This is a genomic window from Pseudoalteromonas sp. DL2-H2.2 (assembly GCF_021532535.1).
GTDB lineage: Bacteria > Pseudomonadota > Gammaproteobacteria > Enterobacterales > Alteromonadaceae > Pseudoalteromonas > Pseudoalteromonas rubra_A.
In genome coordinates, this window is the sequence record NZ_JAKGBD010000010.1 from 24,709 (window position 1) to 46,294 (window position 21,586).

A 21,586-nucleotide genomic window follows, 5' to 3' on the forward strand; every position below is an offset into this window, starting at 1 on the left:
TTTATTCATACCGCTCTATGTTGTCCGTTTTTTATCCATAAAGCAATCCCTTAGCACTTTATGATAAGGGCTGTTTGAGCAGGTCCAGCAAGGCCTGAGGAACGAATTTACGAGACGTGGTAATGGCGTAAAAGTGCTCAAAAATAGGCAGCTGACTTTGATACTGCTCCAATAAGCCCTGGGCAATTTCGTCTTTGACTACCACCGGAGGCAGTACTGCAAGCGCGCCACTGTCCCTGGCCAGTAGTCGCAGCATGGCCATGTCGTCCACCTCAGCCTGGATATTGGGTTTGTACTCATGGGCTGCGCACAAGGCATTAAAGGCCGAGCGGATCTCTGTGGTTGGCCCGGGCAATACCCAGCGCACCGTGTCATACCCGTTTGGAAAGTCGCTTTTGATGGCCGCGCCTTTGGGGCCGACAATGGCAACTTGCTGGCGCGACACCAGCTGGGTATGCCAGCGGGTTTCGTCCTGGCTGGCAGGGCGGTTGGTAAGCACTAAGTCCAGTTCATGGTTGCTTAATCCCTGTAACAGGCTGTCCATATCGCGGGTGGTCAGGGTAAAACTGATATGAGGATCCTCGAGCAGAGGGCTGATAAAGCTTTCAATAAAGTTTCGCGACAGGGTGGTTTGTACACCGATAGACAGGTGTTGTCGCTCAGTGGCTACGCCTTTAAGTAAGAAAGACTCCAGTTCTTCCCCTTTGTAAAAAATGTCGTCGGCGTAACCGAGCACCTGCTTGCCGGAGTCGGTCAGGATCAGCTTACGTCCTTGTTTTTCAAACAATGACACACCCATGGTATGTTCCAGCCGTTTTATCTGAATAGACAGGGCCGACTGGGAGATATGAACATCCTGCGCAACCTGAGTCAGGCTGCCTGCTTTGGCAACACGCCAGAAATAATAGAGGTGATGATAGTTGAGTCGACTCATTTTATAGTTATATAAAACATATGGTTTAGTTAGAATATATATATTTTTTATATCTTTCAACGTCTGACATACTGAGCCCGTTCTGAATGGAGTGGGATAATTATGTCAATATCGTTAATGATGATGCTCGTCATCACGCTCAGTTTTGCGCTCAGTGCCTGGTATTGTGGCCGTGCAGGTCACATCAGCAGGCGGTTTGTTAACGCGCTGTCTGGCTGGTTACTGGTTTTGCTCATTGCGGCCATTGCCGGGCAGGGCACCAGTGTTGATTTACTCTCGCAAAGCGCGCTCGTTCAAGTTGTGCACGTGACGTCGCTGGGCCTTATCATGTCTGGCCTGGTGGTATTTATGGCCATCATTCTTATGCGCTTTTCGCTTAACTATATGGCCGGGGAGCCACGCCTGGCTGTTTACTGGCGCTGGTTGCTGGGCACACTGGCGGCGGTGTCTCTGGTGGTTTTGAGTAATCATTTACTCTTATTCCTGCTGGGCTGGACCTTAATAAGCCTGGCTTTGCATCAGCTGTTGCTATTCTATCCCGAGCGTCCCCGGGCTGCGCTGGGCGCACACAAAAAATTTATTCTGGCACGTCTGGCCGAGCTGGCGTTGCTTATTGCCGTGCTGTGTTTGTACCAGGCCCACGACACCTTCCTGCTAAGCGATATTCTGGCTCATTATCAGGCACCTAACCCAGAGGTCAGTGTTTACGCCCAGATTGCGGCCGTCATGCTGGTCATTGTTGCTCTGATCAAATGTGCGCAGCTGCCAGTCCATGGCTGGCTGATGCAGGTGGTTGAAGCGCCTACGCCGGTCAGTGCCCTGTTACATGCTGGTGTTATTAATCTCGGTGGTTTTTTAATGATAGTGTTCGCGCCCCTGGTAATGCAGGTCGCTGCGGCTCAGTGGTTGTTGCTGCTGGCAGGTGGCCTGACTACGGTGCTTGCGGCACTCATCATGACCACCCGGGTCAGCGTAAAGGTGCGTCTTGCCTGGTCAACCAGTGCGCAGATGGGCCTGATGCTGGTTGAATGTGCGCTGGGGTTATACGAGCTGGCACTGTTACATTTACTGGCTCACTCCGCCTACAAGGCACACGCCTTTCTTAACTCAGGCAGTGCGGTTCGCGATAACCTGCAGGCGCGTTTGGCGGTATCCGTTACTCCTTCGCTGGCACGCTGGCTGGGCGCGGCACTACTTAGCCTGGGTCTGGTTGCGTTCACCTACTGGCTGGTCGGTCAGGGCTCCGCATTAAGTATGTGGGCGCTACTGGCCATGTCGCTGACTTTGCTCCTTGCGCAGCGCAGCAGTGCTCACCATAGCTTGCCGTGGACAGGTGTGCTGCTGGTCAGTGTACTGCTACTGGCCAGCTATGCGGCAATGAAGACACTACTGGCACAAACCGTATTTGCCGACGTGTCTTTACATGAAGCCCCGCTGAGTGCCGCCGACAGTGTCGTGATGGTGCTGTTTGTCAGCTTATTTGTGCTGAACTGGTTATTAACCTACCGGGCAGCACATCCCCGGGTGCAAAGATTATCTGTGGTGCTTTTTGCCGGTTTGTATCTGGACGAGTGGTGGACCCGTCTGACATTGAAAATCTGGCCTGTGAAGTTACCCGCACCAGTTAAATCGCAGCGCGCCGCCAAGCGCCAGTATGGATTAATTCAGGAGTCTTAACATGGCAAGTGATACATGCACGCTCACACAAGCGCAGCGCAGTGCTATCCAGGGGGCCTGTCAGCAGTTAGCACCCAGCTGGCCGCTGGATCAGATGATAGCCGTTAGCCCTTACTGGCCGATGCGCCATGAGCGCATAGAGCAGGTCAGTGCCCGGCTTAGCGCGCTGGCCGGTATTTCCATGCTCATGCCTGAGAGCGACTACCTTGACTGGTATCGACGCGGCCTGATCAGTCCGCAAGCTCTGCGCACTGCATTGGCAGAATCCGGGTTGGGATTAAACGTCAATGAACTGATCCAGACAATCGAACAGAGCGGGGAAAAGCTACCCTGGCAGTCGTTATCGGCGCTGCTTGATGAGCACCGGGCGCGCCACAAAATTGCCTGGCGCGACGAGATAATTCATCAGATCAGCCAGTTTTGTGCCGCTCATTTTCAGCAGGCGCAGCCAATGTTGCACCGTGAGCACAGCCAGGCCCAGCCCGATTTGTACGCGCACTGGCTGGTGGTCAGTCAGCGCGACCGGGGACTCAGCATTGTGCTGGACGAGCCAGACCTGCACCGCTACTTTAAACAGTTACCGGATGATCCGAACGCATTGATAGCCGAGGCGCTGAGCACTTTTGGTGTGCAGGACGAGCAGGTTGAACTGTATGCACACGCATTGCTACTGGATATTGGCGGATGGGGCGCCTGGGTTGCCTATCTGCGCTGGCAGGGCGAGCTCAATGGTGAGCCACACGACCAGATGCTGGACCTGTTGGCAATTCGTATGGCCTGGGAGCTGGTACTGTGGCGCTATCAGCAAGCACATTTTCCAACTTTTTTTACCACTTTGGAGCACTCATGGAAACAGTCTCTCGGCCGGTTGCAAAACCTACCGACGCAGCATCAAACCCAACAAAAGCCCCTGTGGGTTTGGGCCAGAGCGGCGGAGCTAAGCTATCAGCAGCAGCTTCACTATGCATTGAGCAGTCCGGTAAATACATCGGCGCACCCCATACAGTGTCAAGCCGCATTTTGTATCGATGTACGTTCTGAAATCTATCGTCGTGCGCTCGAAGCACAAAGTGATGGCATCCAGACTATGGGGTTTGCAGGCTTTTTTGGCTTGCCACTTTCCTACCAGCCGCAACAGGCTGACGTGAACCGGCCTCAGTGTCCGGGGCTATTGCTGCCCAGCCTGGTGGCCACGCATGCACAATCCGACAAGCACGGCGCAGCCTCGCTGAATACTCAGGCCCGCTGGCAGGGATTTTCTAAATCGGCCACCGCGTCCTTTTCTATGGTGGAATCCGCAGGCTGGCTGGATACGTTTAAGCTCCTGAAAAAGGCATTCTTTGCCTCTGAGCAGGCCCACCCGGTCGATAAGCTGGCCAACAGCCAGGACTGGTCGCTGACACAAAACGGCGAAGAGCTGAGTGCCCGGCAAAAAGCTGAGCTGGCCGCCGGTGTGTTGCATGCAATGGGATTCGAGCAGTTTGCACCTACGGTACTGTTAGTGGGCCATGGCAGTCACTCGACCAACAACTTGCAAGAAGCCGGGCTTGGATGCGGTGCCTGTGGCGGACAAAGTGGTGAGGTGAACGTCAAAGTGCTGGCATGGCTGCTTAACGACAAAGCGGTGCGCACCGAATTGCAGGCACTGGGGGTTGAAATACCAGAGCAGACCCGATTCATTGCGGCGCTGCATAATACCACAACCGATCATCTGCGCTGTTATGGCGAAAAACCGGCCACTGAGATCATGTCCTGGCTGCAAAGTGCCACGGCGGCGGCACAAAAAGAACGCGCAGCAAAGCTGGATGAACAGCTGGCAGATGCCGACCGTGAAGCGCTGGACCAGGCCCTGATAGCCCGCAGCCTGGATTGGTCTCAGACGCGTCCGGAATGGGGGCTGGCAAATAATGCGGCCTTTATTGTGGCACCGCGCAGCTGGACCCGGGGTATTGATCTACAGGGGCGCAGTTTTTTACACGACTATCAGTGGCAGCACGACCCGGACTTTAAGGTGCTCGAAACCATTATGACCGCGCCTATGCTGGTTACTCATTGGATCAACATGCAGTACAACGCCTCGACCACAGATAATTTGCATTTTGGCAGTGGTAACAAGGTGCTGCATAACGCGGTTGGCGGCAACATCGGCGTGTTTGAGGGAAATGGCGGAGATCTCAGAACCGGTCTTGCGATGCAGTCATTGCACAATGGACACGACTGGATGCATCAGATGCAGCGACTGTCGGTTTATCTGGCTGCGCCCAAATCGGCAATTAAAGAGATCACCGCGCGTCATGATGTGGTTAAACAGTTGATCGATAACGAGTGGTTGTACGTATTCCAGTGGCAACAAACAGGCGAAATTAGCCGTTTTTATCAGCAGCGCTGGTGGCCGGTGTCTGCGGCGCAAATCAGCCAAGATGAAGAACAGAAAATAGTACAGTGTCTTTGATTTCTGGTATGGCTAATACCAGAACAAAGCTGTGGGGCACGAAGCGGCAACCGTAAGGTTGCCGCTTTTTTTATTGCTAAACGGTTTGGTATATTGGTGTTGATCTGCCAAAGTTAACAATAACCCTGTCAATTTCATCAAGGGTTTGGGTGAGATATAAAAGAGGCAAGCGTAACAAGTCATGTGGGAGTGAACATGTCGGGAGATATCGTCAAAATTCAGGCGCAGCACTGGTCCGCCACGCAGCTGAAGCTAAAAGCACTCAACGAAAAAATGGCTGAACTGGCGCCTTTGGTACTTGAAGCTGCCGAGCAGCTCGACCCAGACAGCAGTAGTTACGATGCCAGCCAACGGCAGGCACTGGCGCAACGTCTTAAAGCAGCGCTTTGCGCAGATGAGCCAGACTCAATGGCATAAATGGGTGGGTAATAAATGCCCCTCATTTTGTCATTGCACCGGGCATAAACCGCTCTAAAATAATAACGACAGCAGGAGGCCGGTAAATACGATGACGTTATCACAGTGTGTTTTTATTTGTAGTGTATTGATATCCGGCCTGTCTTTGGTCAAGGTGGCCTGGGCAGAGGTGCTGGATGTCTCGGTTGGCTGGACAAAACCGCCGTATGTCATTGAGCAGGGCGATACCGGATTCGAACTGGATATGGTGAAAGCCATTTTTGCTGAGCTGGGCCATGAAGTGCGTTTTGTATATGTGCCTTTTGGTCGTTCAAATTCTCTGTTGAAAACGCAGAAAGTGGATGCGGCACTGACCATGAACCGGCGTATGGATCTGGCCGGTGCGGTCTTGTCTGAGCCCTATATTACCTACCACAATACCGCCATCAGTTTAAAAAAACGCAATCTGAAAATACACAGTGTCAGCGCACTGGAGAATTATGCCGTGATTGGCTTCCAAAATGCATCGTTGGTGTTGGGAATGGAGTATCGCCTCGCCACTGCCAACAGTCCTTTATACATTGAGCTGCCCGATCAGCAAAAACAAGTAGAATTATTGCTTAGTGGCAAAGTAGATGTGGTGGTGATGGATATTAATATTTTTAACCACCTGAGCAAGGCCGTTCTGGGTCAGGATCAGATGCCCAATGTCAGCGTCCACCATTTATTTGCGGCTTCGCCATATCGTATTGCCTTTCGCGACCCGGCGCTTAAAGACGCTTTTAACCTCAAAATGGTCCAGTTTAAAAACAGCCCCGCCTATTACAAGTTGCTGCACAAGTACGAGTTTTTGCAGTGAGTTGGGTTGAGTTACAGCGCCCATAAATAGTGAAATCGGCCTGCTTGCGTCAGTAAACCTCAGGAGCAGGGCGATGGTTTAATCGTATTTTCTGTACAAAACCACTTCTTTGCGTGCTTTTCCTTTTCAGTGGCCTTCTGACAATACGCAGACAGGGCTTTTGTGTATAAGTTCAACTTTGACAATGAATGTCTGTTTTTGTCGTTTTAATGCATTAAATGACACCTTTGCATCGGTTATAGTAGATGCCAAAGGAGTAATGCATGACCACAAAACAAGTATATTTTATCGCCGACGGGTTTCAGGCCCTGGATTTATTTGGGCCATTAGATGCGTTTATGGAAACCAACTGCCATGTGCCCAATGCCTATGACTGTAAGTTGCTGAGTACTGAGGCCGGTGCAGTTGCAACTGTGTATGGCCAGCAAATTCAGGCTGATTTTGGCCTCGAAGACGAGTTTGTTGTGGACGACCTGATCATCTGCGGCGGTAATGGCATGCGCACGCTGTCGCTCAGTGCTGCGCAGCTTGGCGCGCTATCGGCACTGGCAGCCAGAGCCAAGCGGGTGTTTAGTATCTGCACCGGTGCTTTTGTGCTGGCCCAGCTTTTTCCACAGCAGGCGTTAACGCTCACAACCCACTGGCGGCACTGTGAAAGCCTGGCCCGACAAAATACCCATTGCACCGTCTCCCCAGATCCGCTCTATATTCAGGACGAACACATCTGGTCATCGGCAGGGGTATTGTCGGGGGTTGACCTGGCACTGGCCATAGTCCGTGAAGATCACGGTAACAGCATTGCCGCTCAGGTGGCAAAAGATCTGGTGGTCTACTTGCAACGCGCCGGCAACCAGCATCAGTATTCAGATGCCCTGGCGCTGCAATCTGGCGACAGTTTAAAGCTCTCTCCGCTGTTGGATTGGCTAAGTACGCAGCTTAATCAGCCTGTTACGGTCGCGCGAATGGCCGAGTTTTGTCACCTCAGCGAGCGACAACTCACGCGCTTGTTTAAACAGCACCTTAACTGTACACCCAGCCATTATTTTAAAGTCCTGAAACTCAATCACGCCCGAGATCTGTTAAGTGAAGAAAATATCAGTTTGCAGCACGTGGCGACAAAACTGGGGTTTACTTGTTATGACAGTTTCAGGCGTGCATTTGTCAGGCAATTCGGCGTATCGCCTTCACACTACACAAAAGGAATTAACCAATGAGACAGGTACTTAGGGGGCTGCTGTTTACTTGTATGGCTGCGCAGGCCGACGCGGCATTACTTAACCAGGCCCAGCAGCAGGCCTGGCTTGAAGACATTAATTTCTATGCCCGACAAGTAAAAACGCAGCATATTCAGCCATTTCATACCCTGGCAGAATCGGACTTCGATCAGATGATTAGCGCGCTTAAAGCGCAGTTAGGCGGGCTGAGTGAAGTGCAGGTAGAAGTGCGATTGATGGCAATCAGTCGGGCAATAGGCGACGGACACAGCAACTATTTAATGATGTCGGGTAAGCATCAGCACTTTCCGTTTCGCTTTAAGTTTTTTGGCGAAACTTTGCGAGTGGTCGATACCATACCTGAGCACCGTCATTTACTGGGTATGCAGCTGCGCGAAATCAATGGGGTGAGTGTGAGTGAGCTGTATAAGCAGTTGCCTGCCTTTTTGCCTGGCGTGGATAATCAATTCAGCGAGCAAAGCAGTTTTGAATATTATCTGACCTTGCATAAGTTGTTGTTCGGTCTTGGCATAGTTGATGAAAAATCACCGGCGTTATTTCGTTTTACGGGCGAGGAGGGTGACGTTAGCGCCAAAATATCGCCTGTGAGTATGCGGGAATTTGGCAAGCTGAGCTCTGCATATGTGCGCTCAGAGCCAAAGCTATCAGCGCTGGATATAGGCATGCCTGGGATCAGCCTGAGCCTGTTAGACAAAAGTAAAACGGCTTATTTCGACTTTGCATCATACCCGACACCCGAGCAAGTGATGTCGCACTGTGATGCACTACAGGCCAGATTAAAGTCGGCCGGTTCGCGCTATCTGATCATCGACTTCAGGGGCAACCGTGGTGGTAACTTTTACGCGGGCCTGGCGTTGTCTGCCTGTTTATTGCCACTGGATCAGTTTGACTGGATGCAGGGGGTTTATGTGTTATCCGACGGCGCGACTTTCTCTGCTGCCATGTCTAATACCGTGCAGTTTAAGCAGATCCTGAATGCCAGAGTGGCTGGCACGCCAACTGGCGGAGATCCAAACAATTTTGCAGAAAATAGCGTGTATTCTTTGCCTAATTCAGAGCGACGGTTCAGCTTGTCTAAGCGTTATTACCCGTTCAGCGACGTGCAAAGCGATGCGGTGTATCCGGATATCCAGATAGCGCCGAGCTGGGAGGATTATCGTCAGGGGAAAGACACGGTTCTCAATGAGGTGTTAGCTCGATTGAGTTCACTTTAAATTGCTCTTTAGTTAACATTTGGAAAGGGTTTTACGTCGCTGTATGCACTTTAATAGCGCCTAAATAATTGATTTTTAAATTTCATTGTTAATTTTATTTTTTATTTATGTGAAATTTATTTCTGTGCCACAGGTCTTGTTGTATGAATTTTAAAAGGAGATACAACATGACCACATTATGCAAACCAGCGACTTTCTACCCTGAGCACTTAGTCAATGCCGATGATATCATGACTGTGATTGAAATTTGTCACCCCGATAGCCCCTACAAGCAGCGGGCGTTTGAAATGATCCAAAACACCGAAGTGAAAAATCGGCACCTGATCTTACCCCTGACTGAGGTTGTTAAACTTGGGGACTTTGGTGCGCGGGCCGCACGTTATAAGGATGCGGCTATCGACATGGCCGAAACCGTTGCCAGGGAGGCGATAAATAATGCCAAATTAGATACGGCTGAGATTGATATGGTGATAGCCACGTCCTGTACCGGGTTTATGATGCCCTCGTTAACCGCGCACCTGATCAACCGCCTGGACTTGCCAAACGAAACCAAGCAAATTCCTATTGCACAACTGGGTTGTGTGGCGGGGGCCTCGGCGATTGGCCGGGCGTTTGAGTATTGTCAGAATCGTACCAACAGCAATGTTCTGATCGTCTGCGTTGAAACCTCCTCATTGTGTTTTCATAAAGAGGCCAACCGTTTACAGGACTTTATCAGCGATGCCCTATTTGCCGACGGCGCAGCGGCTGTGGTAATGCGTGGTGACAGCCAGGTGCCAGGCCTTAAGCTTATTAATAATCAAAGTGTGATCATTAAAGATACCATGCCTTACATTGAGTATGATATTACCCACCAGGGCTTTAAGTTTTCTCTGGATAAGGAAGTTATGCACTCAATTCCCCATGTTGCGCCTTATTTGCAATCATTTTGCAGACGCAGCCTGTCGCGCGATGCCAATCAGGTCGACAGTACCATTTTTCATACCGGTGGCAAGCGTATTCTCGATGAACTGGTCCGGTGTTTATCGCTTGAGCCTGAGATGGTTGCACGCTCCCGAGCTTGCCTGGCCGAAACGGGCAACACCTCCAGCGTGGCTGTCATTGATGTCTTAAAGCGTACCTTTGACAGCGCCAGACGCGGCGATGCCAGCCTGCTTGCGGCATTTGGCCCCGGGTTTACCTCAGAGATGAGCGTAGGCGTGTGGCACTGAGTAATACTCAGGCTAGAACAAGGTTAAACACCAAAGCCGCCTGGATAAACAATCATGCAGGTTGGTTTTGGGCACCTGCCAGCGGGTAAACCATGCTGCCAAGCGGGCCGCTATTCAGAGTGACGGACCAACTATATGCGCATTTTTAAATCGCATTCTTATTTTGATACTGCCATGCAGATTGCAAAAGCTTCTTTCAATTAATTTTCAAACCCTTTAATTTCAATGGTTTAAAATTGGCTTCATGCTTGCAATCTCCAACGTAGCAAAACAAAACGTTGGAGAGTCACATGAAAAAACTAGTCTTTGGAGCCTGCGTCTTTTGTGCAGGGGTATCGGCCGCGCCGTTCGACACATGCCCGTCAAAAGCATTTCTGGTGCAGGGCAATACTGCAACTATGTACGGTGTTAATCTGGTGTCGGGGTCGTATACTACCTTTGCGCAAAGTGTAGGCACCAATAATAAACTCAATGGCATAGGGTTTAGTGTTCATGACCGCTACATCTATGGCTGGGATTACAGCAACAAAGATATTGGTCGTGTAGGAAAAGATTACGTCCTTGAGCCCATAATGACGTCGGGGTTTCCGGATACGAACTTTTATGTGGGTGACGTTGCTATTCATGAAAACGCATTTTACGTTTATAAAAAGGGTGCCAGCCTGGGCCTGTATCGTGTATCGCTCGATGAAGACAGCGGCGACTATCTGCAAGCACAGCGGATCATTGATGGCAGCGCACTCAACCTCAATATTTTCGATATGGCGTTTGCGCCAGATGAGAATGCCAGCCTGGCCTACAGTGTAGACAGCAATGGTAATTTGCATCGCATTGACGTATCGAACGGCACTAGCACCAACCTGGGCAATGTGGGTCAGTCGGGCACATTTGGCGCAGTGTATTTTGACGTTGAGAGCAACTTTTACATCAGCAGAAACCAGGACGGCCATGTTTTTAAGATTGATATAAACAACCCGACTAACACCCAATTATTTGCCTATGGTCCGCTGTCGAACACCAATGACGGTGCACGTTGCGCAACGGCCCCCATTATTGATGACACGCAAGAGCCAACCATAGACTACGGTGATGCACCCGACAGTTATGGCACGTCGCTTAGTGCCAATGGTGCACGTCATCATATTGGCGACTTATTTTTTGGTCAGAGCGTGAGTGCAGAGCACTTGCCCAAAGCGGCAGATGATGACAATGGCATTAGCTTTTTAACCAATTTAGAAACCGGGTACGAGACGCTGATCTCCTTTACGCTATCTAAGTCTGGCTATGTGAATGGCTGGATTGACTGGAACGTGGATGGCCAGTTTCAAGCTGCGGAGCAAGTGGTCAGCCAATATCAGGGCGTTACCGGTGAAAACCGTATTTTGGTGCCGGTACCCGTTGATGCGGTGGCTGGCGATACCTGGGCCAGATTCAGAGTATCTCACAATCGTGATATTGCGCCTCAGGGTGGCATTGATAATGGCGAAGTGGAAGATTTAAAGGTATCCGTTGTTGCCAGCAGCCTGATCCAGAACTCGACCTCGTGGAAAACGGCGGCATTTGAAGACTTGTGGCCGCAAAAAGGCGATTACGATTTTAATGATGTGGTGGTCAGATATCGTGTGACGACCAGCCAGATTGGTAACCAGGTTGTTCGCTATCACATTGAAGGGGCGCTTATCGCGGTTGGTGCTGGTTACCACAATGCATTTGCCATCCGGTTAAAAGACATTGCCCGTCGGGATGTGGATGAAGCGCAGATTGAGCTGACCATTGATGGCACGCAACACGCTGGCAGCCCGCTGGAAGCCAACAGAAACGAAGCCATAGTGGTGATCTTTGCCGACACCAGAGAGATGGTGCCGGTTCAGCCAGGCTGTAAGTTCTTTAGAACTGAAAGCGGCTGTAGTGATATCCAAAGAGCACCTTATCCGTTTGAAATCTCTATACCACTGGCTACCAGTTACAACGCAAGCGTTGCGACAAGCGCCAAGGTAGACCCGTTTATTTTTGCGGTTGATGGCCATTACCACGGTCCTTTTGTTGACCAAAACAATGGCCGAGGCTGGGAAGTTCACCTTAAAAATCATGAGCCAACCGAAGCCTTTGATAGCAGCTATTTAAATCAGGGGGATGATACATCATTAACCAATGGATATTTCCAAACCTCAACGGGTTTACCCTGGGCTCTGATCATCAATGCTCAGTGGGACCATCCAATGGAGCGCGTGGATATGTCGGCCGCATACCCGCAATTCGCGACCTTTGCTGAGTCGGCAGGCGCACTTAATACCACCTGGTTCGAAAACCCGGTACCTGACTATCAACACACCATCAGCAACGCAGCACAAAACTAGGAGAGCATCATGAACAAGTTAATCGTCATTCTTATCCCTTTTATGTTGACGGCGTGTGGTGGCGGCTCGGGTGGTTCAGAAGGGCAAAGCCAGCCTACGAGCAGCACAGCTCTGGTGAATACATCAAGCTCCACAGAGGCACAACCGAATGAAGTAACTCCGCAAACTAGTGCGACTGAGCCACAACAGGATAGCGCGCAAGAGCAGGTGTTGAATGAACAGCCAGTGGAAGAACAAGCGCCTGCTGGAGAGGGAATGGAAGCGGTAATTGTGGATGAGTCGTTTGATTTTCAGACCGATGTGCCGCTAACAGTCTCTGTTGCGCCAAATGTGGTAAACAGTCGTGCCTATCTTAATGTTTGCAAGCAAGGTGCCGCGCTCATCAACGATGATAACTGCTTTTTACGAGCGCCCCTTGATAGCACTGGGTTAACGGTCCAAATTGAACTGCCACACTCAGAGCAAAAGTTAACAGCCGAGATCTGGTATTACAGCACAGGTGTTGAGCCGCTGGTGTATAGCTGGGAGTTTGATACACGCCAGCAACAGCAAGCCTGGACCATAAATTAGCCTGTCACATAGAGCAAAATTCGTGGTGACTCACGATAGTCCAACGTAAAGCATACCCCAGTATTGAGGTATGCTTTTTTAATTCAGTCTTAGGGTTAGTGGGAACAGCCTGCCCGTGAGCAAAGTCGTTCCATGGCTAGTTAGCCACTTTATTGTATAATTTAGTAAACACCCTTGAATGACCCGGGTTATGTATAAAAAAGCCTTTCTCGCGCTGAGTTTATTTTTTGTTTCTATGCTGATAGTGGCAACGCTGGATACCTTTTGGTTGCACGGTGCCAAAATACAGCGCCCAGCTCAAGCACCCTTAGTAATACCGCCTGAAGATCAGTTAAAGCAGCGAGACCCATCGCATCCGCTGCTCGATATGTATGCACTGGCCGCACAGTCGCCGCAGGCGGCATTATCGCAACTGGCTCAGTGGCAACAAGACAACCCTGATGTAAAGCCAATCGAAACCGTGTATGTGCTGTGGACTGCCAGACGCGCCGCGAGCGACGATGACGAACGCGCTGCGTTAGACAAGCAGCTCTCTGAATTGGCACAAAAAAACCAGCTACACTGGCTGCAGGCCTGGGTTGCACAAGCCCGGGCAAAGGTCGCGCTGCGCGCAGGAGACCTGGAAGCGGCGCGCACTGCCATTGTGGAAGGGGCGACGGTTGCGCAAAAACACCATGTCGAGTTTCTTTTAACAGAGCTATACAACACGGCTGGTGTGGTTTTTAACGCAACCAATGAGCTGGTTAAGGCGCAGCAGTATTTCCTTAAAGGGATAAAGCAGGTTGAAGCGTGGCCTGATGACCGCCTGCATGCGCTGTTGCACAATAATCTTGGGCTTTTGTATGTGCACCTGGAACAATGGCAAAACGCATTAAAGTACCTGAGTCAGGCCGAAACACTTTACGGCCGTTATGCCGGTGCCACCCCTGAGTACATGTCTATGATCTTGCTGAACCAGTCTTTTGCACATAACCGCGCCGGGCAAGTCAGCCAGTCCAGAGAGAAATTCGAACAGGCGCTCAGTTATCTGACTGAGGATACCGGGGATTTCTATCGAATTGTGGCACTCAAAAATGAAGCCAGGCTGCTTAATCTGGAAAAAGACCTTGATGGCGCGACACAAAAAGCCACCCGCTGTATCAGTATGACCAGCGCAGAACACTATCCAATGCAGCACGGGATCTGCTGGCTGGAGCTGGGCTTTGCGCATTATGCTGGCGGAAAAATTGATGCTGCGCAATCGGCAACCCAGTCGGCCGTGGCGGTATTTAGCCAGCTTAATCACACCCGCTGGCTGCTCAAAAGTCGGCTTTTTCTGGCACAAGTACTGGAAAGCCAGGGCCAGGCAGCAGCGGCACTGGCACTGCTGAAAGAGGTCAGGGTAGAAGAAAAAGCCATGATCATGAATGAGCTGGTTGCGCTGGATACCGCCCTGGAAGTGCAGCAAATTGCTCAGGAGCGTGACCTGTTAAGTGCTCAAAGCCGGTTATCTAACCTTGAACTATTGCTTGATAAACAGCGCTTCAGACTGTTGGTGTTGTGGCTGATCCTGGCATTCACCGGCGCCGGGTGGCTGGCACTGCGCGCCAGAGCGGTCAGCAAAGACAACCGCCGCTTGTACGACTTGAGCTTTGTTGACCCGCTCACCAAAGCGGCCAATCGGCGTTTATATCAGCAGGAAATGACAAAGCCGAAAAGATTACGCACCGATGCGTTATACCGGCTGGTGGTGATCGACCTGGACCACTTTAAACAGATCAACGACAGTTATGGTCATGACAAAGGAGATGGGGTGCTGGCCGAGGCGGCAACCCGGCTGCAAAAGTTTGTGGCCGATGATGAATTGTTTGTCCGCTGGGGCGGTGAGGAATTCCTGATGGTGGCAAAAGAGCGCGATGATTTTCAGGCATTTAGCCAAAACATGGTTAATGCACTAAGAGACGCCCCGTTTAAACTTGGAGACATCACACTGCGCGTGACCGCCTCGTTTGGTGTCAGCCATGCGATGAATGTACAGCAGCTGGGCGCATCAGATGCAGCATTTAAATGTGCCGATCAGTGCCTGTACCAGGCCAAAAGCAATGGCCGGGATCAGGTAGTCATGCCCGAAGCAACCCAGTAACAGGGCACTGGATGTAAAGGTTATGTCACAAAAAAATCATCTTCTGTAAAGAAATTTTGAGCAGTTTTTGTTCCAATTTAATGAATATCAAGGATACAATGCAGGTACTTAAGGAGAAAGTATGCTGCAAAACACCCTACGCCACAAAATAAAGAAACGCTCAATCATGCTGCTGGTCTATCCCTGCCTGGTTTTTTTCTGGCTGGTAAGCCTTGGCCCGGAGTTAGCCCTGAGCAATTTTCATAAGCAAATACAGATTGCCCTGACCATGGTGTTCGGCTCCTTTATTGCCGGCGGCACGGCGCTGGGCGGCGGCGCGGTCGCGTTTCCGGTGATGACCAAAGTATTGGCGATAGAACCTGCCACCGCCAAAGTGTTTTCACTGGGTATTCAATCCTTTGGCATGGTTGCCGCCACACTGACCATTTTGTTTTTTAAAATCCGTTTCTATCATCGAGTCGTATTTAACGCATTAACCGGCGCAATCCCGGGAGTGATCGTCTCTTTGCTCTGGTTAAGTGAACTACTGCCAAGGCTGGCGATTAAATCATTATTCAGTGTCCTTTTGGTATTGTTTGCCATCACTTTGATAAAGCAGCTCAGAGTGGGGATCCAGTCTCATATCCACGAATGTTCAACGGACTACCGGGCCATTCCTTTGGTGGGTTTTATTGGCGGGCTGGCCAGCGGCCTGGTTGGCTCAGGGGCCGATATCTTTATCTTTGCCTATCTCGTTTTAATGCTGAAAAAAGACATCAAAGTCGCGACAGCAACCAGCGTAATTATCATGGCCTTCACCTCAGTGGTGGGCACTTTTACCAATATTGCGCTGCTACACACATTAACCCCCGACATTCAGTTGATGGTACATGCCGCAATCCCCGTCGTGATTATCGGCGCGCCACTGGGCGCCCTGGTGTGTGCAAAACTACCAGAGCGCGGCGTGGTCAATATGCTGCTGACACTCATCGCACTGGAAACCGGATTCACCACCTACGAGTGTGTACGGCTTTACTTATAGAGCCCAAATTCATACCGAGTGGGTTTGATAAAGAGGGGCATTTTTGATTTTAGATGTTTGTCATTGCCTCTGCGTTTTTCGCTAAGTGCGTCAGTGCTTCTTGTAAAGCAGCCAGCACAGGAATCTTGCTTGTCGGTATGAGCGATCAAATAGCACCGGTCCGCTTTTGTATTTAAAACAAACAATTGTATTCAAAATTAGGTATTTCAACCGTTTCTTATTGCTAATTTAGCTAATTTATATAAATTAGCTAAATTACAAAAGAAACAAGAATCGCCCTATGAATGAGCAAGCAATCTTCGACAATATTAAACAAGCATTAGTTGAAGCGCCGCGCAATCAGTACACCACAGAGCTACACCTGCAAATGATAAAATATGCCGACGATTTAAAGAGCATCACAGCAAAAGAGTTTTGTGAAGGAGTTGGTCTAAAGCCAAGCTTTGGTACTGAATTTTCAAAAATGCGCAATCTTACCCACCGATTAAAAGCCGCTGGCTTAAACACTGACTTGCTCTAACAGGCTTGCTTTTATAAAGAATTAGGAACACTCATGGCAATTAAAAAGACAGAACTCTATTCATCATTATGGGCAAGCTGTGACGAGCTGCGCGGCGGTATGGACGCCAGTCAGTACAAAGACTACGTACTGACCATGCTGTTCATGAAGTATGTCAGCGACAAATATAAAGGCGACCCATATGGCATGATTGTGGTGCCAGAAGGCGCAAGCTATGATGATATGATAGCCGCCAAAAATGACAAAGAAATAGGCGATAAAATTAATAAGATCATCGCAGCCCTTGCCGAAGAAAACGATTTAAAGGGCGTGATAGACGTAGCCGATTTTAACGATGAAGACAAGCTGGGCAAAGGCAAAGACATGGTTGACCGCCTGACCAAGCTGGTCGGTATTTTCCAGGGTCTGGACTTATCATCCAACCGTGCTGGTGGAGATGACTTGCTGGGTGATGCCTATGAGTACTTGATGCGTCATTTTGCGACAGAATCGGGTAAATCAAAAGGCCAATTCTATACGCCATCAGAGGTGTCACAAATTCTCGCAATGGTCGTGGGTATTAAAGAAGATACACCACAAGATGCCACGGCATACGACCCTACTTGTGGCTCAGGTTCATTGCTATTAAAAGCCTCCGACCAGGCACAGCGTGGGTTAACCCTGTACGGCCAGGAAATGGACAACGCCACAAGCGCACTTGCCCGTATGAACATGATCTTGCATAACAACACCACAGCCAAGATTTTTAAAGGCAATACGCTGGCAGAGCCCCGTTGGACAGGTGGAGAGGGGAATGATGCACCCGATCAGCTAAAAACATTTGATTTCGCGGTGGCTAACCCGCCTTTTTCGAACAAAAACTGGACTAATGGCTTAACGCCAGAAAACGATTTATACAAGCGTTTTACCTGGGGCATTCCACCAGAGAAAAATGGTGACTACACCTTCTTACTGCACATTATTAAAAGTTTAAAAAGCACGGGGAAAGGTGCGGTGATCTTACCGCACGGTGTGTTGTTTCGTGGTAATGCCGAAGCCACTATTCGTGAAAACCTCATCAAACAAGGCTACATCAAAGGCATTATCGGGTTACCTGCAAACCTGTTCTACGGCACAGGTATTCCCGCCTGTATTATCGTAATTGATAAAGAGCACGCGCAAAAAGCAGTGACCAATTTTAATCAAGGTGATGCTGAGTTACCACCCATATCAGGCCGCTCTATCTTTATGATTGATGCCAGTAAAGGGTTTATCAAAGATGGTAATAAAAACCGCTTGCGCAGCCAGGATATTCATAAAATTGTCGATGTGTTCAACAAAGGTCTGGAGCTTGAGCGTTACAGCCGTTTAGTGGACATTGATGAAATTGCCGCCAACGATTACAACCTTAATATTCCGCGTTATATCGACTCATCCGAGCCGGAAGATTTACACGATTTAAGCGCGCATCTGCAAGGTGGCATCCCAAATCGCGATATCGATGCGCTGGAGCATTACTGGCAGGTATTTCCAAGCATACGTGCTACCCTGTTCGAACCAGAACGCGACGGCTACAGCCGTGCACTCGTTGAGGCAAGCCTGGTTAAAAACACCATTCTGGCACACCAGGAATTTAAAGACTTTGCAGCGCGCAGCTTATTGCCTTTTAAGCAGTGGATACCAGAAGCAAAACTTAAAGAAATCAAAGTGGGTGACAACCCGAAAAACTTTATCTTTGATATTTCAGAAAACCTGCTAAATGGGTATGCCAATAGCGACCTGCTAAGTAAATACGATATTTACCAGATCCTGATGGATTACTGGGCCGATACCATGCAGGACGATGTTTATGTACTGGTGCAGGACGACTGGCAAGCAGGGAATACGTTACGTGAGTTAGTTGCGAAAAAAGGCGAAAAACTCAAAGAAACCCCCGACTTAATTATCAACAAGAAAAAGTACAAGGCAGAGCTGATTCCACCGAGCCTAATTGTTGCCCGTTACTTTGCTGAGCAGCAAGCGCAAGTGGATGCGCTGCAAGCTAAACAAGACGAAGCCACACAAGCACTTGAAAGCTATTTAGAAGAGCACGGTGGCGAAGATGGCTTGCTGGTCGACGCACTTAACGATAAAGACAAAATCACCAAGGCCAGTGTGGCCGCCAGAGCCAAAGTAGCAACAGATACTGAGGAAGTTAAAGCGCTAAAACAAGCAACCAAACTGTTTAACGCCGAAGCGGCTGCTAAAAAAGCGGTCAAAGAAGCACAAGAAGCTTTGGACTTAAACGTATTCAACCAATATCCCAAATTGGATATGGATGAAATCAAAACCCTGATTGTTGATGATAAATGGCTGGCCACGTTACAAGCCAATATCATTGCAGAAATTGAGCGCGTTACCCAGCAAATGGCAAACCGAGTTAAACAACTGGAAGAGCGCTACAGCACCCCATTGCCAGTCCTCACTCAATCGGTGGATGAGCTGAGCGATAAAGTTGCTGGCCACTTAAAAGCAATGGGCTTGGAGTGGGATGAATGAGCAATAACCAGGTTCAGCTAATCCAGTTAGCCGATGCAATAGTCACCTTTATTGAACAGGCACGCACACAAGTTCGCCATGCCGTTAACAGTGCTATGGTGCAAAGTTATTGGCAAATAGGCCGTTTAATCGTTGAAGATGAGCAACAGGGCGAAAGCCGTGCTGCCTATGGTAAACAACAACTACAGCAATTGTCGCAAACCCTGACCGCAAGATTGGGTAAAGGGTTTGATGTCACTAACCTGCGCAATATGCGCAGTTTTTATCAGGCATTTCCAATTCGAGAGACAGTGTCTCTCGAATTAAGTTGGTCCCATTACAACCGCTTAAGCAAAATTGACAATGCAGCGGCGCGCCAGTGGTATCAGCAAGAGGCAATCAACCATAACTGGAGTGTGCGAGCGTTAGACAGACAAATCGCTTCACTGTACTACGAGCGTTTGCTCGCCAGCAAAGACAAACATTTAGTGGAGCAAGAAGCACAGGCCAACACCCGGCCACTTGCCGAAACCGCCAAAGACTACCTGCGCGACCCTTATATTCTCGACTTTCTAAACTTGCAGGATAAAACCTATCAAGAAAGCGAGCTGGAGCAAGCCATTATCAGCAACCTGCAACAGTTCTTATTGGAACTGGGCAAAGGGTTTGCCTTTGTTGAACGCCAGCAACGCATTCGTTTTGATGACGAGGACTTTTATATCGACTTAGTTTTTTATAATTTTAAGTTGAAGTGTTTTCTATTGGTTGATTTAAAACTCGGTAAACTCAAGCACCAGGATATTGGCCAAATGGATACGTATGTTCGTCTTTACGATGAACAACGTAAAGGCAGCGATGACAACCCCACGATAGGCCTGGTATTATGCAGCGAAAAAAGTGAAGCGGTGGTTAAATACTCGGTACTCGCCGACCAAAAACAACTCTTTGCCGCCAAATACCTGCCATATTTACCCACCGAACAAGAGCTAAAACAAGAACTAGAGCGTGAGCGCGCACAGGCTTTGGCAAAATTACAACATAAGGAGCAGGGCGATGACGCATAGAATGGCAAACCGAGTTAAGCGACTGGACGAGTGTAATGGTGCGCCATTGCCAATCCTTACTAAATCGGTTAGTGATCTGAGCAATAGAGTCGCAGGCCATTTAAAAGCAATGGGCTCGGAGTGGTTGCGATGAGTACGTTAGACCAAGTGATTCCAGAAGGATATAAGCAAACTGAGGTTGGCGTTATTCCTGAAGATTGGAAGTGTATCTCAATAAGCGATCTAAACCCGTTCGTAACTAGTGGTTCTAGAGGTTGGGCTACTTATTATTCCGAATTTGGGGATCCTTTTATACGAATTACTAACATGGAACGTAGTTCGATTTACTTAAACATGGAAAATACAAAATTTGTTTCTTTGCCGCCCGATTCAGCAGAAGGGAAGAGAACGTCTTTAAAAAATACAGATATTTTAATCTCAATTACAGCAGACATTGGTATTTGCAGTTATGTTGACGAGAAATTAGCTAAGCCAGCTTTTATAAATCAGCATATTGCATTAATACGCTTTGAAAACAAACCTGTGAATTCAAAGTTCATTGCATATTTTCTTTCTTCTGAAGCCGTTCAGAAGTTATTTCAAGGTTCAGCCGACCAAGGTGCCAAGGCTGGAATGAACTTGGATTCAATAAGAAAAATAAGAACGGCGTTGCCAGAATTACAAGAACAAACCGCTATTGCCAATGCTTTATCCGATGTCGATGCGCTATTAACGGAATTGGAAAAGTTGATTGCGAAAAAACAAGCGATTAAAACTGCCACCATGCAGCAACTGCTGACAGGCAAAACCCGTTTACCGCAATTCTCCACTTACACGGAAGGCACTCTCGAAGGTAAGAATCAAGGCGTTCCTAAAGGTAAGAGCAAAGGCACAAAACCCAGCGAACTAGGCGAAATTCCTGAGGATTGGGATGTTTATGCAATTGGTGCTTTGTTTAGCATTACAGCAGGTGGAGACCTTAGAAAAAACCAATTTTCACCTATAAAAACTGATAAACACCCATATCCAATTTATTCCAATGCCATCACTAATAAAGGGCTATACGGATACTGTTCTACTTTTGATTACGATGGTGAGTGCCTAACAATAACTGCACGAGGTGGTATCGGGCATGCCGTTGAGCGCGATGAAAGTTTTTGCGCTATTGGTAGACTTTTAGTTCTCTCTCCAAAGCAGAGCAGCAATTGTAAATATGTGTCTGGATTTGCAAATCAATACATCGAGTTTTCTAATGAAAGTACTGGTGTACCGCAATTAACAGCCCCACAAGTTGCAAAATATAGTATCGCCATGCCAAAGTTCGAAGAACAAACCGCCATCGCCACCATCCTCTCGGATATGGATAACGAAATTCAAACCCTGGAACAGCGCTTGGCGAAAACCCGCCAAATCAAACAAGGCATGATGCAAGAACTACTCACAGGCCGCACCCGCTTGCCGTTTGATAAAGATTAAAAG

17 protein-coding genes are annotated in these 21,586 nt (G+C 49.0%); 16 read left to right on the forward strand and 1 reads right to left on the reverse strand.

Going from position 1 to position 21,586, the window contains the following annotated elements; translation table 11 throughout:
- Positions 1-58 precede the first annotated feature (58 nt).
- Complete coding sequence (locus L1285_RS16395) at positions 59-934, reverse strand: LysR family transcriptional regulator (RefSeq protein ID WP_235413244.1); 876 nt, start codon at positions 932-934, stop codon at positions 59-61.
- Between the two features lie 102 nt (positions 935-1,036).
- On the opposite strand from L1285_RS16395, the gene L1285_RS16400 reads away from it, so the two are divergent.
- The 16 genes from L1285_RS16400 (at position 1,037) to L1285_RS16475 (ending at position 21,583) form a co-directional block, all read left to right on the forward strand.
- Positions 1,037-2,611 (forward strand): NADH-quinone oxidoreductase subunit L, encoded by a 1,575-nt coding sequence (locus L1285_RS16400; protein ID WP_235413245.1) that lies wholly within the window; start codon positions 1,037-1,039, stop codon positions 2,609-2,611.
- 1 nt (position 2,612) lies between these two features.
- On the forward strand, positions 2,613-5,063 hold the full coding sequence (locus L1285_RS16405; RefSeq protein WP_235413246.1) for a YbcC family protein: 2,451 nt from the start codon (positions 2,613-2,615) through the stop codon (positions 5,061-5,063).
- Positions 5,064-5,258: 195 nt separating this feature from the next.
- Positions 5,259-5,480: a hypothetical protein gene (locus tag L1285_RS16410; RefSeq protein WP_235413247.1), complete on the forward strand. Its 222-nt coding sequence runs from the start codon at positions 5,259-5,261 to the stop codon at positions 5,478-5,480.
- Between the two features lie 91 nt (positions 5,481-5,571).
- Positions 5,572-6,318 (forward strand): substrate-binding periplasmic protein, encoded by a 747-nt coding sequence (locus L1285_RS16415; protein ID WP_235413248.1) that lies wholly within the window; start codon positions 5,572-5,574, stop codon positions 6,316-6,318.
- 263 nt (positions 6,319-6,581) lie between these two features.
- Positions 6,582-7,532 (forward strand): GlxA family transcriptional regulator, encoded by a 951-nt coding sequence (locus L1285_RS16420; protein WP_235413249.1) that lies wholly within the window; start codon positions 6,582-6,584, stop codon positions 7,530-7,532.
- The gene (locus L1285_RS16425; RefSeq protein ID WP_235413250.1) at positions 7,529-8,767 is read left to right on the forward strand and encodes a peptidase S41; all 1,239 of its coding nucleotides are present in this window, start codon (positions 7,529-7,531) and stop codon (positions 8,765-8,767) included. Before L1285_RS16420 ends, L1285_RS16425 begins: the two co-directional genes overlap by 4 nt.
- A gap of 167 nt (positions 8,768-8,934) precedes the next feature.
- Entirely contained in the window at positions 8,935-9,978 is a 1,044-nt protein-coding gene (locus tag L1285_RS16430; RefSeq protein WP_235413251.1) for a type III polyketide synthase, read from the forward strand.
- 290 nt (positions 9,979-10,268) lie between these two features.
- Positions 10,269-12,335, forward strand: coding sequence for an LruC domain-containing protein (locus tag L1285_RS16435; protein WP_235413252.1), 2,067 nt, complete (start codon positions 10,269-10,271; stop codon positions 12,333-12,335).
- A gap of 9 nt (positions 12,336-12,344) precedes the next feature.
- Complete coding sequence (locus tag L1285_RS16440) at positions 12,345-12,905, forward strand: hypothetical protein (RefSeq protein ID WP_235413253.1); 561 nt, start codon at positions 12,345-12,347, stop codon at positions 12,903-12,905.
- Positions 12,906-13,095: 190 nt separating this feature from the next.
- Positions 13,096-15,027 (forward strand): tetratricopeptide repeat-containing diguanylate cyclase, encoded by a 1,932-nt coding sequence (locus L1285_RS16445; protein ID WP_235413254.1) that lies wholly within the window; start codon positions 13,096-13,098, stop codon positions 15,025-15,027.
- Between the two features lie 121 nt (positions 15,028-15,148).
- Positions 15,149-16,048 (forward strand): sulfite exporter TauE/SafE family protein, encoded by a 900-nt coding sequence (locus tag L1285_RS16450; protein WP_235413255.1) that lies wholly within the window; start codon positions 15,149-15,151, stop codon positions 16,046-16,048.
- A 280-nt stretch (positions 16,049-16,328) separates the two neighbouring features.
- Positions 16,329-16,568 carry an HTH-like domain-containing protein gene (locus L1285_RS16455; RefSeq protein ID WP_235413256.1) on the forward strand — a complete coding sequence of 80 codons (240 nt, stop codon included), beginning with the start codon at positions 16,329-16,331 and terminating at the stop codon, positions 16,566-16,568.
- Between the two features lie 33 nt (positions 16,569-16,601).
- Positions 16,602-19,085: a type I restriction-modification system subunit M gene (locus tag L1285_RS16460; protein ID WP_235413257.1), complete on the forward strand. Its 2,484-nt coding sequence runs from the start codon at positions 16,602-16,604 to the stop codon at positions 19,083-19,085.
- A complete protein-coding gene (locus L1285_RS16465) occupies positions 19,082-20,128 on the forward strand; it encodes a PDDEXK nuclease domain-containing protein (protein ID WP_235413258.1) in 1,047 nt (348 codons plus the stop codon). The genes L1285_RS16460 and L1285_RS16465 overlap by 4 nt, the downstream gene beginning before the upstream one ends.
- Positions 20,118-20,261, forward strand: coding sequence for a hypothetical protein (locus L1285_RS16470; RefSeq protein ID WP_235413259.1), 144 nt, complete (start codon positions 20,118-20,120; stop codon positions 20,259-20,261). Before L1285_RS16465 ends, L1285_RS16470 begins: the two co-directional genes overlap by 11 nt.
- Positions 20,258-21,583: a restriction endonuclease subunit S gene (locus L1285_RS16475; RefSeq protein WP_235413260.1), complete on the forward strand. Its 1,326-nt coding sequence runs from the start codon at positions 20,258-20,260 to the stop codon at positions 21,581-21,583. Before L1285_RS16470 ends, L1285_RS16475 begins: the two co-directional genes overlap by 4 nt.
- The last annotated feature ends 3 nt before the right edge of the window (positions 21,584-21,586 follow it).

Bases quoted from the DNA above. Each gene is read 5' to 3' on its own strand.
- L1285_RS16475 (WP_235413260.1), top strand. From the start codon at position 20,258: ATGAGTACGTTAGACCAAGTGATTCCAGAAGGATATAAGCAAACTGAG.
- L1285_RS16400 (WP_235413245.1), top strand. From the start codon at position 1,037: ATGTCAATATCGTTAATGATGATGCTCGTCATCACGCTCAGTTTTGCG.
- L1285_RS16450 (WP_235413255.1), top strand. From the start codon at position 15,149: ATGCTGCAAAACACCCTACGCCACAAAATAAAGAAACGCTCAATCATG.
- L1285_RS16470 (WP_235413259.1), top strand. From the start codon at position 20,118: ATGACGCATAGAATGGCAAACCGAGTTAAGCGACTGGACGAGTGTAAT.
- L1285_RS16440 (WP_235413253.1), top strand. From the start codon at position 12,345: ATGAACAAGTTAATCGTCATTCTTATCCCTTTTATGTTGACGGCGTGT.
- L1285_RS16405 (WP_235413246.1), top strand. From the start codon at position 2,613: ATGGCAAGTGATACATGCACGCTCACACAAGCGCAGCGCAGTGCTATC.
- L1285_RS16465 (WP_235413258.1), top strand. From the start codon at position 19,082: ATGAGCAATAACCAGGTTCAGCTAATCCAGTTAGCCGATGCAATAGTC.
- L1285_RS16395 (WP_235413244.1), bottom strand. From the start codon at position 934: ATGAGTCGACTCAACTATCATCACCTCTATTATTTCTGGCGTGTTGCC.
- L1285_RS16420 (WP_235413249.1), top strand. From the start codon at position 6,582: ATGACCACAAAACAAGTATATTTTATCGCCGACGGGTTTCAGGCCCTG.
- L1285_RS16435 (WP_235413252.1), top strand. From the start codon at position 10,269: ATGAAAAAACTAGTCTTTGGAGCCTGCGTCTTTTGTGCAGGGGTATCG.
- L1285_RS16445 (WP_235413254.1), top strand. From the start codon at position 13,096: ATGTATAAAAAAGCCTTTCTCGCGCTGAGTTTATTTTTTGTTTCTATG.
- L1285_RS16455 (WP_235413256.1), top strand. From the start codon at position 16,329: ATGAATGAGCAAGCAATCTTCGACAATATTAAACAAGCATTAGTTGAA.
- L1285_RS16425 (WP_235413250.1), top strand. From the start codon at position 7,529: ATGAGACAGGTACTTAGGGGGCTGCTGTTTACTTGTATGGCTGCGCAG.
- L1285_RS16410 (WP_235413247.1), top strand. From the start codon at position 5,259: ATGTCGGGAGATATCGTCAAAATTCAGGCGCAGCACTGGTCCGCCACG.
- L1285_RS16415 (WP_235413248.1), top strand. From the start codon at position 5,572: ATGACGTTATCACAGTGTGTTTTTATTTGTAGTGTATTGATATCCGGC.
- L1285_RS16430 (WP_235413251.1), top strand. From the start codon at position 8,935: ATGACCACATTATGCAAACCAGCGACTTTCTACCCTGAGCACTTAGTC.
- L1285_RS16460 (WP_235413257.1), top strand. From the start codon at position 16,602: ATGGCAATTAAAAAGACAGAACTCTATTCATCATTATGGGCAAGCTGT.